This is a genomic window from uncultured Nocardioides sp. (genome assembly GCF_902805925.1).
Taxonomy (GTDB): domain Bacteria; phylum Actinomycetota; class Actinomycetes; order Propionibacteriales; family Nocardioidaceae; genus Nocardioides.
The window spans coordinates 1-14,965 of the sequence record NZ_CADCUP010000219.1; the positions used below are offsets into that span (position 1 = coordinate 1).

Sequence of the window (14,965 nt, forward strand, 5' to 3'; positions counted from 1 at the left end):
TCCGACTCCAGGGAGGACAGGGTCGTCTCGTAGCGGTGCACGATGTCGCGCGGCTGGATGTCGGACCGCTCGAAGAGCACGGTCCAGGGTGACCAGAAGTCGAGGGCGACGTCGGTACGCCGGAAGAAGCCGCGCTCGGCGAAGGAGGCGACCCAGTCGGACGGCGCGGACAGGCTGGCCCGCGCGGAGCCGGTGCCGGGCGCGGAGGCGAACACGACGCGGTCGGTGGCCGCGCACACCGCCTCGATGCCGGCCTGGGCGTCGGCCGGGTCGAGGCCGGGCAGCACGTCCAGGCAGGTGATGACGCCGTACCGGGCGCCGAGCGGCTTGGTCACCGAGGCGACCTCGAGCCGGGGGCGCACCTCGACCGGGGCTCCCGAGACCTTGTCGTCGGACTCGTCGATGCCGTGGGCGTCCACGCCCTTGTCGGCGAGGGCCTGCACGAGCAGGCCGCGGCCGCAGCCCACGACCAGCGCGGTCTCGGGGTTGGCGATGGCGATCACCCGGTCGGCGAGCATCCGGCTGAGGTGGCGGTCGCGGTCGGCGTCCGGGTGCGCACCGGGTCCGGCGCCGGAGCGGGCCGATCCCGACGCCACGGCTCCATCCTGCGAGGTCATCCCACACGTCCCTTAAGTCGACGTCCCCCAGCGGTGAGGAAGCACCCCGATCGCTGCCATCCCTGCGACGGCGACTTTATCGCATTCGCCGGTCGGCACCCGGGCGCTGCCCGGCGGGGACGGCGGCGCCGGTGCGTCACTCCCAGCCCAGAGCCTTGTCCGGCGTCACCGGGATCGACCGCTGGCGCACTCCGGTCGCGTTGGTCACCGCGGACGCCACCGCCGCACCGGCGCCGGTGATGCCGATCTCGCCGATGCCGCGCAGCCCCATCGGGTTGGCCCGGTGGTCGGACTCGTCCAGCCACGCCGCCTCGATGTCGCGGACGTCGGCGTGCGTGGCCACGTGGTAGGTCGCGAGGTCGTCGGTGACCACGTGACCGAAGCGGGGGTCGCGCCACGACTCCTCGAACAGCGCCGTCGACAGGCCCATCGTCATGCCGCCCACCAGCTGGCTGCGGGCGAGCTTGGGATTGACCACCCTGCCCACCGAGAACACCCCGAGCATCCGCGGGACGCGCACCTCGCCGGTGAAGCGGTTGACCCGCGCCTCGACGAACTGCGCGCCGAAGGAGTGCAGGGCGTAGTCCTCGTCGACCGGCTTCTTCGGAGGCCCGGCCACTGACTCGTCGCCGGGCTCGGGGGAGGTGCCGTGCTGGGCGCGGAAGGTCCGGGACGCCGCGACGATCGCCCAGCCCCACGAGCTCGTGCCCGAGGACCCGCCGGCCACCGAGGCGATGGGCAGGTCACTGCTGCCCAGCCGGAGGTCGATCGCGTCGAGGTCCACGTCGAGCGCGTCGGCGGCGATCTGGCGAAGCACCGTGCGGGCACCGGTGCCGATGTCGACGGCGCCGATCTCGACGCGGTAGCCGCCCGGCTCGGCCAGCACCCGGGCCTGGTTGCCCGGCTGCGTGTAGGCGGGGTAGACCGAGGCGGCCGTGCCGAGGCCGACGTACCAGTCACCCTCGAGGCGGGACCGGGCCGGGCCGCGCTCGGACCAGCCGAACCGCTCGGCGCCCCGGTCGAAGCACTCCAGCAGTCGCCGGTCGCCGAAGGACTTGCCGGTCTCGGGGTCGGCCTCGGGCTCGTTGCGGCGCCGCAGCTCGATCGGGTCCAGCCCGACCAGGTCGGCGAGCTCGTCCATCGCGGCCTCCTGGGCGAAGCTGCCCGGCATCTCGCCGGGAGCCCGCATCCACGACGGGACAGCCACGTCGAGCCGGACCAGGCGGGTGGAGGTGCGGCGGTTCGGGGCGGCGTACACGTGCCGGGTCGGGGCGACGGTCTGCTCGGCGAACTCCTTGCAGCGCGAGGTCTGCTCCACGACGTCGTGGGAGATGACGCCGAGCACCCCGTCGGGCCCGGCGCCGAGGCGGAACCGGGAGATGGTGGCGGTGCGGTAGCCGGTGAGCGCGAACATCTGCTGCCGGGTGACGGCCAGGCGCACCCAGCGGCCGGGCTGCGAGCGCGCGGCCAGGACCGCCACGACGTTGTGGGCGTGCGGCAGTCCCTTGGAGCCGAACCCGCCGCCGACGTGCGAGGCCTCGACGTGCACCCGGCCGGCCTCGATGCCGAAGAGCCGCGCCAGTGTCGAGCGGACGCTGTGGGCGGCCTGCGTGGAGTCGAAGCAGCGCAGCTCGGCGCCGTCGGGCCCGAGGTCCCAGAGCGCGGTGGTGGCGTGCGGCTCCATCGGGTTGTTGTGCATGTACGGCGTGCGGTAGGTCTCGTCGAGCACGTGGGTCGCCGAGGCCAGCGCCAGGTCCGGCTCGCCCGTGCTGCCGCTCGGCGGCAGGCCGGCGTTGAGCTTCTCGGGCTCGTCGCCCTCGGAGTCCTCGTCGAAGACGTGCTCGCCGGGCTCCGCGGCGTACTCGACCCGCACCCGCCGGGCACCCTCGCGGGCGGCCTCGGAGGTGGTGGCCAGCACCAGGGCGACCACCTGGCCGCGGAAGTGCACCTCGTCGTCCTGGAGGACGGCGTACTCCTCGTCGTCGGTGTCGGCCAGTCGCGGGGCGTTGGTGTGGTCGAGCACCGCCACGACGTCCTCGCTGCCCCGCACCTCGTCGGCGTGCACCGCGAGGACCCGGCCACGCGACACGGTGGAGCCGACGAGAAAGGCGTGCAGCGGCTCCTGGACCCCGTGGCCGGCGCCGTGCTCCATGGCGTACGGCGCCCGGCCGGTGACCTTGAGCGCACCCTCCACCCGGGAGCGCTCCATGCCGATCTCCTTGATGCGGAGGTCGTCGCTCATCGGGCCCTCCCCGCCAGGTCGGTCAGCACCATCGCCGTGGCACCGGTGACCATCTCGAGCTTGAAGGCGGTGCCCGGGCCGGTGGTGGCGGGGGCCAGCTCCTCCAGGCAGGCGGCCCTGACCGTCTCCTCGTCGAGCGGGCCGCCGCGCAACGCCTCCTCGAGGACCGTGGCCCGCCAGGGCCGGTGGGCGACGCCGCCCCAGGCGACGCGCACCTCGTCACCGGCCACGACCGCGGCGACCGACACCAGCGCGAAGGCGTACGACGCCCGGTCGCGGGCCTTGTAGTAGGTCGACACCGCGCCCTCCGGCAGCCGGGGCACGGTGACCGCGGTGATCAGCTCGCCGTGGGCGAGGGTGGTGTCCTGCTCGGGTGAGTCGCCCGGGAGGCGGTGCAGGTCGGCCAGGGGGAGCGTGCGGGCGCCGTCGGGCCCCAGCACCTCCACGGTGGCGTCGAGGACGGCCAGCCCCACGGCCAGGTCGGAGGGGTGCACGGTCACGCAGGCCGCCGAGGCGCCGAGGATGGCGTTGTAGCGCTGGTAGCCGTCGACGGCCGAGCAGCCGGTGCCCGGCTCGCGCTTGTTGCACGGCGTGGTGGCGTCGTAGAAGTAGACGCAGCGGGTGCGCTGGAGGAGGTTGCCGGCGGTGGTCGCCTGGTGGCGGATCTGCGCCGAGGCGCCGGCCAGCAGCGACCGGGCCAGCACGGCGTACCGGGAGCGGACGACGGGGTGGGCGGCCAGGTCGCTGTTGCGCACCCCCGCGCCGATGCGCAGCCCGCCGTCGGTCTCCTCCACGCGGTCCAGGCCGAGGCCTCCCACGTCGACGAGCACGCCGGGACTCGCGATGCCGACCTTGAGGTGGTCCACCAGGTTGCTGCCGCCGGCCAGGAACGCCGCGTCGTCGCTGCCGGCGACGAGGTCGACGGCCTCCTGCGGGGTGCGGGGGCGGGCGTACTCGAAGCGCCTCATCGAGCGACCTCCTTGATCGCGGCGAGGATGCCGGGGTAGGCACCGCACCGGCACAGGTTGCCGCTCATCCGCTCGCGGATCTCCTCGTCGGTGAGCTCGGTCTCCGCCTCGAGGTCGTCGGTGGCGTGGCTCGGCGTGCCGTCGGCCTCGGCCAGCATGCCGACGGCGCTGCACACCTGGCCCGGCGTGCAGTAGCCGCACTGGAGGCCGTCGTGGTCGAGGAACGCCTGCGCGACCGGGTGCAGCTCGTCGCCCTCCCCGAGGCCGGCGGCGGTGACGACCTCGGCGCCGTCGTGGGCGACGGCGAGGCTGAGGCAGGTCAGGTGTCGTCGGCCGTCGAGCAGCACGGTGCACGCGCCGCACTGGCCGTGGTCGCAGCCCTTCTTGGGCGTGGTGACGTCGAAGCGCTCACGGAGCGCGTCGAGCAGCGTGGCGCGGACGTCGACGTCGCCGGAGACCGGCGAGCCGTCGACGGTCAAGGAGATCCGGGGCATGCCCCACGGTGCCCGTGCATCGCCTCTCTACTCGGATCGGCTTCCGGGAGATCTACAGGCTGCGCACGGTCTCGATCGTGTCGGCCTCCGCGGCGGACTTGTCGTCGCGGTAGCGCACGACCCGGGCGAAGCGCAGCGCGACGCCGCCGGGGTAGCGGGTGGAGCGCTGGGTGCCGTCGAGCGCGATCTCGACCACCTGCTCGGGCCGCACGTGCACGACGTGCCCCTCGCGACCGGTCTCGAGCCCCAGGAAGCGCTCGGTCTGCCAGGCGAGGATCTCGTCGGTCATGCCCTTGAACGTCTTGCCGACCATCACCAGCTCGCCGGACTCCGGGTCGCGCGCGCCGAGGTGGATGTTGGAGAGCCGGCCCTGCCGCCGGCCCGAGCCCCACTCGACGGCCAGCACCACCAGGTCGAGGGTGTGCACCGGCTTGACCTTGACCCACGAGGAGCCGCGGCGACCGGCGTCGTACGGCGCGTCGAGGTCCTTGACCACCACGCCCTCGTGGCCGTCGGCGAGCACGCCGGCGACGAACGTGGACGCCGCGTCGGCGTCGTCGGTGACGAGCCGGCGGATGCGGTGCGCGCCCGGGACCAGCGCGTCGAGCAGCGCGAGCCGGGTGCGGAGCGGCTCGTCGACGAGGTCGCGGCCGTCGAGGTGGAGCACGTCGAAGAAGTACGGCGTGAGGGCCGCGCCCTCGCTGCTGGCGGTGCGGGAGGCGGTGTCCTGGAAGGCGTGCGGGCGGCCCCGCTCGTCGATGCGCAGCACCTCGCCGTCGAGGATGAACCGCTCGGCGGGGAGCGACCGGGCCACCGCCACCACCTCGGGCAGGCGCGCGGTGATGTCGTCGAGCGAGCGGGTCACGGCCACCACCTCGTCGCCGGCGCGGTGGACCTGGATGCGGATGCCGTCGAGCTTGGTGTCCACCGCGACGGGCCGGCCGGGCGCGGCCCTCTCCATGGCGGCCGCGACGTCGGGCGCGCTGGAGGCCAGCATCGGCAGCACCGGGCGGCCGACGGTGAGGGCGAACCCCTCGAGCGCCTCGGCGCCGCCGGTGAGGGCGGCCCGCACGACCGGCACGGTCGCTCCGGCCATCATCGCCGCGCGGCGCACGACGGGGGCGGGCAGGCCGGCCGCGGCGGCGACCGCGTCCTGGAGCAGCGCGTCGAGGGCGCCCTGGCGCACCTCACCGGTCACCAGGGCGCGCAGCCAGGCCTGCTCGTCGGCTGTGGCGCGGCCGAAGAGGTCGGCCACGGCGGCGGCCCGGGCGCCCTGGGAGCCCGGGCCCGCGATCACGGAGATCCGGTCGAAGGCCCGGTGCACCTCGCCCACGGTCAGCCTCGGCTCCTCGGCCGGGGCGGGCAGCGACGCGAGCCCGCGCCAGCCCAGCCCGGTGCGCCGTTGGCGCAGGCTGCCGGCGAGGTAGGCCGCCACCGTCTCGACCTCGTCGGGGTCGTCGTGGTCCACCCGCGCCAGCGTGGCCGCCAGCGCCTCGACCTTCGCCTTGCGGGAGCGCGTGGCGCCCACGGTGCGGGAGGTCTCGACGACGTCGTGGAGCAGCATGGCCCCCATTCAAGCGGCCGGAGCCGACAGCGGGTAGCTCCTCAGCCGCCGACGCGGGCCCGCACCTCGAACAGCTCGGGGAAGAAGGTGAGGTCGAGCGCGCGGCGCAGGAAGTCGACGCCCGACGAGCCGCCGGTGCCGATCTTGTGGCCGATGGTCCGCGAGACCACCTGGAGGTGGCGGAAGCGCCAGTTCTGGAAGTTGTCCTCGACGTCGACGAGCTCCTCGCAGGTCTCGTAGACGCCCCAGTGCTCGGAGGGGGCGGCGTAGACGTCGGCGAAGACGTCGACCAGGGCCTCGTTGATGCGGTAGGGCTGCGACCAGTCGCGGTCGAGCAGCTCCGCGGGGACGGCGTACCCGTGCCGGGCGAGGTAGCGCAGGTACTCGTCGTAGAGGGACGGCTCCTCCAGCAGCGTCTGCAGCGCCGCCTGGGCGGCGGGCTCGTGCCCGAAGACCTTCACCATCTCGGCGTTCTTGTTGCCGAGCAGGAACTCGACCTCGCGGTACTGCGCCGACTGGAACCCCGAGGACGAGGCGAGGAACGGCCGGATCTCGGCGTACTCGCTGGGGGTCAGCGTCGCGAGCACCGACCACTGGTGGGTCATCGTGAGCTGGATGTGCTTGACGCGGGCCAGCCGCTTGAGGGCGGGGGCGAGGTCGTCGGTGCCGATCAGCGACCGGGCCGAGCGCAGCTCGTGGATCATCAGCTTGAGCCAGAGCTCGGAGGTCTGGTGCTGGACGATGAACAGCAGCTCGTCGTGCTGCTGGGGGTCGGACTGCGGCACCTGCGCGGAGAGCAGCGTGTCGAGCTGCAGGTAGTCCCCGTAGGACATGTCCCGGCTGAAGTCGCGCTGGATGCCCTCCTCCAGGTCGCGCCTGCTCCTCGCATCACTCATGCGCGCACGGTACCGCCGCCTGCGGGCCCGGCGCGCAACTACTGTGGACCGGTGACGACCGGCCCCCTGCAGCGCACCTGGCGCCCGGACTGGCCGTGCCCGGGCGGCTCGATCCTGCGCCAGCAGCGCCGGGGGCCGCTCGACCCGACGTACCGCATCGACCCCGCGGGCCGGCACTGGCGCGGCATCGGCACCCCCGACGGCCCGGCCACGCTGTGCGTCGAGGTGCGCCCCGCCGCCGCCGAGGTGTACGCCGAGGCGTGGGGCCCCGGCGCGGCGTGGGCGCTCGGGGCGGTGCCGGCCATGCTGGGTGCCGACGACGACGTGAGCGGCTTCGACCCGCGGCACCCCGTGGTGGCCGAGGCGTGGCGCCGGCACCCGCACTGGCGGCTGGGACGCAGCGGGCGGGTGATGGAGGCGCTCCTGCCCTCGGTCATCGAGCAGAAGGTGACCGGCCAGGAGGCCTTCGCGGGCTTCCGGGCCCTGGTCCAGCGCTTCGGCGAGCCGGCTCCGGGCCCCGGCCCCGACCTCGGCCTGAGGCTGCAGCCGACCGCCGAGGTGCTGCGCGGCATCCCGAGCTGGGAGTGGCTCAGGGCGCACGTCGACGGCGCCCGGTCGCGCACGATCGTGCAGGCAGCCCGGGTGGCCGAGTCGCTTGAGCGGCTGTCGGCGCTGCCGGTCGAGGAGGCCGACGTACGCATGCGGTCGCTGCCGGGGGTCGGGGTGTGGACCAGCGCCGAGGTGCGGCAGCGGGCGCTCGGCGACGCGGACGCCGTCAGCTTCGGCGACTACCACGTCGCCAGGGACGTCGGTCACGCGCTGACGGGCGTGGAGTTCGACGACGCGGAGATGGCGGAGTTCCTCGAGCCGTGGCGCCCCCACCGTGGCCGGGTGCCGGCCCTGCTGGCGGCGGTCCGGCTGCGACGCCCACGCCACGGCGCCCGGATGGCGCCGCGCACGCACCTCCCCGGGCGGACCCCGGGTCGCTGAGAGGTATCCGCGGGATGCTTCGGAGGTCGAGTGCCTCGCGGGGTTCGACCGCCGGTGAGTCAGTGGGTCTCGATACGCTCGCTGGCGCTCGCTACTCGACCGTCGAGCGGGGGGCGGTGGCCCGGCTGCACCGGCCTCGCGGGGTTGGTTCGGTGGTCGAGTGCCCTGCGAGGGACGAGCAGGGTGTATCGAGACCGCCGGTGAGTCAGTGGGTCTCGATACGACCACCGAGAGGCTGGCGCTCGCTACTCGACCGTCGAGAAGAGGGCGGTGGCTACTCGACCGTCGAGCGGCCGGCGCTCGCTACTCGACCACCGAGAGGCCGGGCGCTCGCTACCGGACCACCGCGGAACGGACGAGTTAGAGGAGCGGGCGCAGCGGCGCCAGCACGCTCTCGGTGAACTTGCGGTGCAGGTCGCGCGCCTCCCACTCGCCGATCGTGAGCTCGAGGCAGTTGTCCTGGTCGGTGAGGAAGATCTTCTCCAGGGTGTCGGCCATCCCGCGGTCGATGATCTCGACGTTGATCTCGTAGTTGCCCTGGAGGCTCAGCCGGTCGATGTTGGCGGTGCCGACGGTGGACCAGCTGCCGTCGATGGTGGAGGTCTTGGCGTGCACCATCGCCTCGCGGAAGCGGAAGATCCGCACGCCGGCGCCGAGCAGCTGCGAGAAGTAGCCGCGGGAGATCCAGTCGGCCACGATGTGGTTGGACTTCAGCGGCAGCAGCAGGCGCACGTCGACCCCGCGCCGGGCGGCGTCCTTGATCGCATCCACCAGGTCCTGGTCGGGCAGGAAGTAGGCGTGGGTCATCCAGATGCGGCTGGTGGCCCGGTTGATGGCGTCGAGGTACATCGACCGGATGGGGAACATCCACAGCCGCGGCACGTTGCGGGTGAAGCGGATGCGGGACTCCCACGACGACGCCGTCTCCAGCAGCAGCGGGCGCGAGGAGTGGCCGATGAGCCGGCGCCGGTTGAGGTTCCACATGTCCGCGAAGGCGCGCTTGAGGTCCCACACCCCCTCGCCGGTGATCCGCACGTGGGTGTCGCGCCACTCGGTGGCGTACGGCGCGCCGATGTTGTAGCCGCCCACGAACCCGACCTCCTCGTCGACGACGAGGATCTTGCGGTGGTCGCGGCCGTAGCGGCGCAGCTCCCAGAACCTGAGCCCGGCGGTGTAGACGGGGTAGCGCAGCACCCTGATCGAGGACGGGAAGTGCTTGAAGCGGGGTGAGACGACGAGGTTGGCGAAGCCGTCGTAGATCACGTAGACCTCGACGCCGCGCTCGGCCGCCGCGGCCAGAGCCCGCTTGAACGCCTCGCCGACCTCGTCGCCCTTCCAGATGTAGGTCTCGAGCAGCACCTGCCTGCGGGCACCGTCGATGGCGGCCAGCATGTCGTCGTACAGGTCGCGGCCGAAGGTGTACGTCGTGACGGTGCCGTCACCGATGGAGACCGTGGTGGGCGCGGTGGTCGGGAAGGGCTTCGGCTTCTTGCCCCGGCGGCGGTAGGAGTCGACCAGCGACATGCCGACCGCCAGCGCGAGCTGCACCCCGAGGAAGGTCAGGAGCGTGCGCCGCAGGATCCTCAGCGTGCGCTCCGTGGGCGTCGGCGGTCGTCTCACGGTGACAACCTAGTGGGCCATCAGCCAGGCGGCGCTGTACGGCGCCAGCGGCACCGAGCCGTGCTCGAGCGGCGGCGCGGCACCGGTCAGGGCGTCGCGCAGCCCGGGGACGTGCAGGCCGAGCCAGTGGAGCACGTCGGCGTCGACGCGGCGCGGCTGGTCGGTCATGTTGAACGCAGCCAGCAGCGGACCCGTGGCGTGACGGCGTACGACGAGCAGGACGCCGGGGTCGCGGGGGTCCCACACCTCGGTCGGGGTGGCGGCGTGCAGGTGGGGGAGCGAGCCCCGGGTCTCGACCAGGTGCCGGAGGCGGGCGCGGACGCCGTGCGGGTCGGTCGCCGGCCACGGCATCACCGGCCGGTGCACCCAGCGGTTGTCGGGGGCGTGCGCCGGGTCCTCGGCCCAGTGCGGGTCGTTCGGCAGGCCCAGCTCGTCGCCCATCCACAGCACCGGCAGCCCGCCGAAGGCGAGCACCACCGCGTGCGCGAGCAGGATGCGGTCGACGGCGTGCGGATCGCCCGCCTCGAGCCCGGCCAGCGACGCCAGCGAGCCCGAGATGCGCCGGTCGCCGGTGGCGGCGTTCTCCTCGAACACCAGCCCCCGGGCCCACGAGCCGGGGAAGGAGCCGGCGTACCAGTCGGAGAGGAACCGCCGGTGCGCCGCACCGTCCAGCCCGGCCCGCCACGCGTCGGTGTCGTCGATCGCCCAGCCGATGTCGTCGTGGCAGCGCAGGTAGGTGACCCAGGCGGTGGTGGCCGGTGGCTGGGGCAGCTGCTGCAGCGCCAGCGTCGCCAGCCCCACCTCGCCGGAGGCCAGCATCGACCACACCTGCACCATCAGCGAGTTGTGGTAGGCGAGGTCGCTGACCCGGCCCGCGTGCTCCCCGACACCGAGGTACGCCGGCAGCTGCGTCGGCCCCACGATGGCCTCCGCCTTGAAGAGCAGGGCGGGGCAGGCGATGCGCGCGACGATGCGCAGCGCCCGGGTCAGGTCGTGCACCTCGGGCTGGTTCTGGGAGTCGGTGCCCAGCCGCTTCCACAGGAAGGCGATCGCGTCCAGGCGGAGCACCTCCACGCCGAGGTTGGCCAGGAAGCAGACGACCTCGGCGTACTCGCACAGGACGTCGGGGTTCGCCCAGTTGACGTCCCACTGGTAGTCGTTGAACGTCGTCCACACCCAGCCGCCGACAGCGTCGTCGTGGGTGAAGCTGCCGGGGGCGAGGTCGGGGAAGACCTCGGGCAGCGTCGCCTCGAAGGCGTCGGGCATCTCGCGGTCGGGGAACACGTAGAAGTAGTCGCGGTAGCGCTGCTCGCCCGCGCGGGCCGCGACCGCCCAGGCGTGCTCGCGTGCGACGTGGTTGAGCACGAGGTCCAGGCACAGGCTGATGCCGTGCTCGCGCAGCGCCGTGGTGAGCGCGCGCAGGTCGTCGGTGGTGCCGAGGTCGGGGCGCACCGAGCGGTAGTCCATGACCGCGTACCCGCCGTCGTTGGGGTCTGGCCGGGGCCTCAGCAGCGGCATCAGGTGCAGGTAGCCGACGCCCAGGTCGCGCAGGTACGCCGCGCGCTCGCCGACACCGGCGAGGGTGCCGCCGAAGCGGTCGGCGTAGGCCGCGTAGCCCAGCATGCCGGGCCGCTGGAACCAGTCGGGCGCGGCCAGCCGGCGCTCGTCGAGGGCGCGCAGGTCGGCCGGCCGTGCGGCGTGCGTCCGGCGCGCCAGCGCGACCAGCCGGTCGGCCACCGCGGGGGCCGCGGCGGCGCCGTACACCCGGCTCAGGCAGGCGAGGAGGTCGAGGTGCAGGTCGTCGATCCTGGCGTCGATACTGGCGTCGGGGTCCACGGGGCCAGTGAACCAAATCGGGACTGTCGGTGGCCCCGTCTAGGCTTCCAGCATGCGACCAGTCACCGATCTCGAGCGCCGTGTGGCGCCGCTCACGGTCGTCTCCGACTACAGCCCCTCGGGCGACCAGCCGGAGGCGATCAAGGAGATCACCGAGCGCATCCGCGGCGGTGAGCAGGACGTCGTGCTGCTCGGCGCCACGGGCACCGGCAAGACAGCCACCGTGGCGTGGGTGGCCGAGCAGGTGCAGCGGCCCGTGCTCGTGCTCCAGCCCAACAAGACGCTCGCCGCGCAGTTCGCCAACGAGCTCCGCCAGCTGTTCCCCGACAACGCCATCGAGTACTTCGTCAGCTACTACGACTACTACCAGCCCGAGGCCTACGTCCCGCAGACCGACACCTACATCGAGAAGGACTCCTCGATCAACGAGGAGGTCGAGCGGCTGCGGCACTCGGCCACCAACTCGCTGCTGACCCGGCGCGACGTCATCGTGGTCTCCACCGTCTCCTGCATCTACGGCCTCGGCACCCCGCAGGAGTACGTCGACCGCATGCTGCGCCTGAAGGTGGGCGAGGAGCACGACCGCGACTCGATGCTGCGGCGCCTCGTGGAGATCCAGTACACCCGCAACGACATGGCCTTCACCCGCGGCACGTTCCGAGTGCGCGGCGACACCCTCGAGGTGTTCCCGGTCTACGAGGAGCACGCGGTCCGCATCGAGTTCTTCGGTGACGAGATCGAGCGGCTGATGACGCTGCACCCGATCACCGGCGAGGTCGTCACCGACGACAACGAGCTCCACATCTTCCCCGCGACCCACTACGTCGCCGGTCCCGAGCGCATGGAGCGGGCGATCAAGGGCATCGAGCTGGAGCTGGAGGACCAGCTGGCGACCTTCGAGCGGCAGGGCAAGCTGCTCGAGGCGCAGCGCCTGCGCATGCGCACCACCTACGACGTGGAGATGATGCGGCAGGTCGGGTCCTGCTCGGGCATCGAGAACTACTCGATGCACATCGACGGCCGCAGCCGCGGCTCGGCGCCCAACTGCCTCCTCGACTACTTCCCCGAGGACTTCCTCCTCGTCGTCGACGAGTCCCACGTCGCGGTGCCGCAGATCGGCGGGATGTACGAGGGCGACATGTCGCGCAAGCGCAACCTCGTCGACCACGGCTTCCGGCTGCCCAGCGCCATGGACAACCGGCCGCTGAAGTGGGAGGAGTTCCTCGACCGGATCGGCCAGACGATCTACCTCTCGGCGACGCCGGGCGGCTACGAGCTCGACAAGGTCGACAACGACACCGTCCAGCAGATCATCCGCCCGACCGGGCTGATCGACCCCGAGGTCGTCATCAAGCCGACCAAGGGCCAGATCGACGACCTGATCCACGAGATCCGCACCCGCGCCGAGAAGTCCGAGCGCGTGCTCGTCACGACGCTGACCAAGAAGATGTCGGAGGACCTCACCGACTACCTCCTCGACGCCGGCATCCGCACCCGCTACCTCCACTCCGAGGTCGACACCCTCAAGCGCATCGAGCTGCTGCGCGACCTGCGTCTCGGCGAGTACGACGTCCTGGTCGGCATCAACCTCCTCCGCGAGGGGCTCGACCTGCCCGAGGTGTCGCTGGTCTCGATCCTGGACGCCGACAAGGAGGGGTTCCTGCGCTCCGACAAGTCGCTCATCCAGACGATCGGTCGTGCCGCGCGCAACGTGTCGGGCCAGGTGCACATGTACGCCGACAAGATCACGCCCTCCATGGAGAAGGCGATCGACGAGACCAACCGTCGACGCGCGATCCAGGTCGCCTACAACACCGAGCACGGCATCGACCCCACGCCGCTGCGCAAGAAGATCGCCGACATCACCGAGATGCTCGCCCGCGAGGACGAGAACACCCAGGCGCTGCTCCAGACCTGGGCCGACGCCGGGGTCAAGGGGCGAGCCGGTGGTGCCAAGCCGGGCAAGCAGCCCGTGCCGGCCCTGTCCAAGATGCACCAGGACCTCCCCGACACCGCAGGCATCCCCAGCACCGACCTGGCCGAGCTGATCCAGACGCTCACCGAGCAGATGAGGAACGCCGCGGGGGAGCTGCAGTTCGAGGTGGCCGCGCGGCTGCGTGACGAGATCTCGGAGCTCAAGAAGGAGCTGCGGCAGATGATGGAGGCGACGAAGTGAGGAGGAACGCCGGCCGAGGAACGAGGTCGAGCGGTTCCGACGAGCGAGGAGCACCGCGAGCACCGCGAGCGCAGCGAGCGGCGGCGACGAAGTGAGCGGCGGCGACGAAGTGAGGGGCGGCGGCGACCCGACGAGCTGGGTGCGCGAGCCGTCGGCGCCCGCGCGGGTGGTGCAGGTGACCTTCGACGCCGCCGACCCGAAGTCGCTGTCGATCTTCTGGGCTCACGCCCTGGGCTACGTCAACGACGACCCACCAGCGGGGTTCGAGACGTGGGAGGAGGCGCTCGAGGCCTTCGGGGTGCCGCCCCAGGCGCGCAACTCCGCCAGCGCGATCCACCATCCAGACGGCGCCGGGCCGCGCATCTTCTTCCAGCAGGTGCCCGAGGCCAAGGCCGGCAAGAACCGCGTGCACCTCGACGTCCGGGCCGCACCCGGTCTCGAGGGCGAGGCGCGGATGGCGGCGCTGGAGGCCGAGTGCGAGCGCCTGGTGGCGCGCGGCGCTGCCCGGCTCGACCGCCACGAGCCGGCGCCGCCCATGACCACCGGCCACATCGTGATGGCCGACCCCGAGGGCAACGAGTTCTGCCTCGACTGAGCGACCCCGCCGACCTCACCGGTTCGAGCGTAGGGACGCATCGCAGGCCCGCCTAGGGTGGAGGAATGAGCACCCCCATCGATCTTGGCAGGCCGGTCTCCGGCGACGTGGTCGGGCTGATCCTCGAGGACCACCGGCGCTTCGAGGCCCTCCTGCGCGACCTGCGTGACAGCACCTCCGACCGCGACGCCGTACGCCAGGCGCTGGCCACCCTGCACGTCGCCCATGCCGTGGCCGAGGAGCGGGAGGTCTACCCGAACCTCCGCAAGAAGCAGGCCATCGGCGAGCACGAGGCCGAGCACGGCGAGGAGGAGCACGCCGAGGGCAACGAGGCCCTGCTGGCGCTCCTGGAGCTGAGGGGCACCGACACCGAGGCGTTCGACGACGCGGTCGAGGAGTTCGCCCAGAAGCTCAACCACCACATCACCGAGGAAGAGCTCACCATCCTCAACCCGGCTCGGGAGGACGTCTCCCCGCAGGTGCGCGACACCCTGGGCGAGGCGTTCGCCAGGGTCCGCAACGCGCAGATCGAGGAGGACTGCGGGTCGATCGACAACGTGCGCCGACTCGTGGAGGAGGCGCGTTCGGAGGGTGTCCTCGACGACGAGGAGGACGAGGAGTGAGCGACGCCGAGACCCAGCGCCTCGACAGCCAGCGCCCCGAGCACCAGCGCCCCGACGGTGTCTCCGACACGACCGTCGAGGCGCTCGGCAAGCTCTCCGAGGCCCTCGAGGCCGTCGAGGAGGCGCGCGGCCACCTGTACACCTTCCACCGGCGCACCGGCACCGCCGACCTGATGCTCGGCGACGCCGTCGACCTGTTCCGGGACGCGGGGCACGACGACCTCGCCGACCGCCTGGAGCGCGAGCTGGTGGGCCGCAACGTCATCCACGGGCGGTGGACCTTCCAGATCGTGGAGGACTACGACGACGGCTACTGGTCGGCGTTTCGCGACCTCGAGCAGCAG

Annotated in this window: 13 protein-coding genes; 5 read left to right on the forward strand and 8 right to left on the reverse strand. The window is 72.6% G+C overall.

Translation table 11 applies throughout. The annotated features are described in order from the left end of the window. The 6 genes from QZX64_RS15890 to kynA all read right to left on the reverse strand — a co-directional run. On the reverse strand, positions 1 to 596 hold a 596-nt coding region (locus tag QZX64_RS15890; RefSeq protein ID WP_295661717.1), incomplete at its 3' end, for a bifunctional 2-polyprenyl-6-hydroxyphenol methylase/3-demethylubiquinol 3-O-methyltransferase UbiG. Between the two features lie 157 nt (positions 597 to 753). Further along, positions 754 to 2,859: a xanthine dehydrogenase family protein molybdopterin-binding subunit gene (locus QZX64_RS15895; RefSeq protein WP_295661720.1), complete on the reverse strand. Its 2,106-nt coding sequence runs from the start codon at positions 2,857 to 2,859 to the stop codon at positions 754 to 756. Further along, positions 2,856 to 3,827 (reverse strand): xanthine dehydrogenase family protein subunit M, encoded by a 972-nt coding sequence (locus tag QZX64_RS15900; RefSeq protein ID WP_295661723.1) that lies wholly within the window; start codon positions 3,825 to 3,827, stop codon positions 2,856 to 2,858. The genes QZX64_RS15895 and QZX64_RS15900 overlap by 4 nt, the downstream gene beginning before the upstream one ends. Continuing rightward, a complete protein-coding gene (locus QZX64_RS15905) occupies positions 3,824 to 4,321 on the reverse strand; it encodes a 2Fe-2S iron-sulfur cluster-binding protein (RefSeq protein ID WP_295661726.1) in 498 nt (165 codons plus the stop codon). Before QZX64_RS15905 ends, QZX64_RS15900 begins: the two co-directional genes overlap by 4 nt. A gap of 52 nt (positions 4,322 to 4,373) precedes the next feature. Further along, a complete protein-coding gene (locus QZX64_RS15910) occupies positions 4,374 to 5,885 on the reverse strand; it encodes an ATP-dependent DNA ligase (protein ID WP_295661729.1) in 1,512 nt (503 codons plus the stop codon). Positions 5,886 to 5,926: 41 nt separating this feature from the next. After that, positions 5,927 to 6,781, reverse strand: coding sequence for a tryptophan 2,3-dioxygenase (gene kynA, locus QZX64_RS15915; RefSeq protein WP_295661732.1), 855 nt, complete (start codon positions 6,779 to 6,781; stop codon positions 5,927 to 5,929). Positions 6,782 to 6,832: 51 nt separating this feature from the next. Here kynA and QZX64_RS15920 point away from each other — a divergent pair, with 51 nt between their 5' ends. Then, entirely contained in the window at positions 6,833 to 7,771 is a 939-nt protein-coding gene (locus QZX64_RS15920; protein WP_295661735.1) for a DNA-3-methyladenine glycosylase, read from the forward strand. Between the two features lie 360 nt (positions 7,772 to 8,131). Here QZX64_RS15920 and QZX64_RS15925 read toward each other — a convergent pair whose 3' ends face one another. Beyond that, positions 8,132 to 9,391 carry a phosphatidylserine/phosphatidylglycerophosphate/cardiolipin synthase family protein gene (locus QZX64_RS15925; protein ID WP_295661738.1) on the reverse strand — a complete coding sequence of 420 codons (1,260 nt, stop codon included), beginning with the start codon at positions 9,389 to 9,391 and terminating at the stop codon, positions 8,132 to 8,134. A gap of 9 nt (positions 9,392 to 9,400) precedes the next feature. After that, the gene (locus tag QZX64_RS15930) at positions 9,401 to 11,227 is read right to left on the reverse strand and encodes an amylosucrase (RefSeq protein WP_295661741.1); all 1,827 of its coding nucleotides are present in this window, start codon (positions 11,225 to 11,227) and stop codon (positions 9,401 to 9,403) included. Between the two features lie 52 nt (positions 11,228 to 11,279). Here QZX64_RS15930 and uvrB point away from each other — a divergent pair, with 52 nt between their 5' ends. The 4 genes from uvrB to QZX64_RS15950 form a co-directional block, all read left to right on the forward strand. After that, a complete protein-coding gene (uvrB, locus tag QZX64_RS15935) occupies positions 11,280 to 13,403 on the forward strand; it encodes an excinuclease ABC subunit UvrB (RefSeq protein ID WP_295661744.1) in 2,124 nt (707 codons plus the stop codon). Between the two features lie 139 nt (positions 13,404 to 13,542). After that, the gene (locus QZX64_RS15940) at positions 13,543 to 13,998 is read left to right on the forward strand and encodes a VOC family protein (protein WP_366558563.1); all 456 of its coding nucleotides are present in this window, start codon (positions 13,543 to 13,545) and stop codon (positions 13,996 to 13,998) included. Positions 13,999 to 14,063: 65 nt separating this feature from the next. After that, positions 14,064 to 14,621 carry a hemerythrin domain-containing protein gene (locus tag QZX64_RS15945; protein ID WP_295661750.1) on the forward strand — a complete coding sequence of 186 codons (558 nt, stop codon included), beginning with the start codon at positions 14,064 to 14,066 and terminating at the stop codon, positions 14,619 to 14,621. After that, positions 14,618 to 14,965 (forward strand): hypothetical protein (locus QZX64_RS15950; protein WP_295661752.1); only part of this gene is annotated, 348 nt, incomplete at its 3' end. The genes QZX64_RS15945 and QZX64_RS15950, both read left to right, overlap by 4 nt.

Coding starts and splice junctions, on each gene's coding strand:
- uvrB (WP_295661744.1), top strand. CDS start 11,280: ATGCGACCAGTCACCGATCTCGAGCGCCGTGTGGCGCCGCTCACGGTC.
- QZX64_RS15895 (WP_295661720.1), bottom strand. CDS start 2,859: ATGAGCGACGACCTCCGCATCAAGGAGATCGGCATGGAGCGCTCCCGG.
- QZX64_RS15945 (WP_295661750.1), top strand. CDS start 14,064: ATGAGCACCCCCATCGATCTTGGCAGGCCGGTCTCCGGCGACGTGGTC.
- QZX64_RS15900 (WP_295661723.1), bottom strand. CDS start 3,827: ATGAGGCGCTTCGAGTACGCCCGCCCCCGCACCCCGCAGGAGGCCGTC.
- kynA (WP_295661732.1), bottom strand. CDS start 6,781: ATGAGTGATGCGAGGAGCAGGCGCGACCTGGAGGAGGGCATCCAGCGC.
- QZX64_RS15910 (WP_295661729.1), bottom strand. CDS start 5,885: ATGCTGCTCCACGACGTCGTCGAGACCTCCCGCACCGTGGGCGCCACG.
- QZX64_RS15905 (WP_295661726.1), bottom strand. CDS start 4,321: ATGCCCCGGATCTCCTTGACCGTCGACGGCTCGCCGGTCTCCGGCGAC.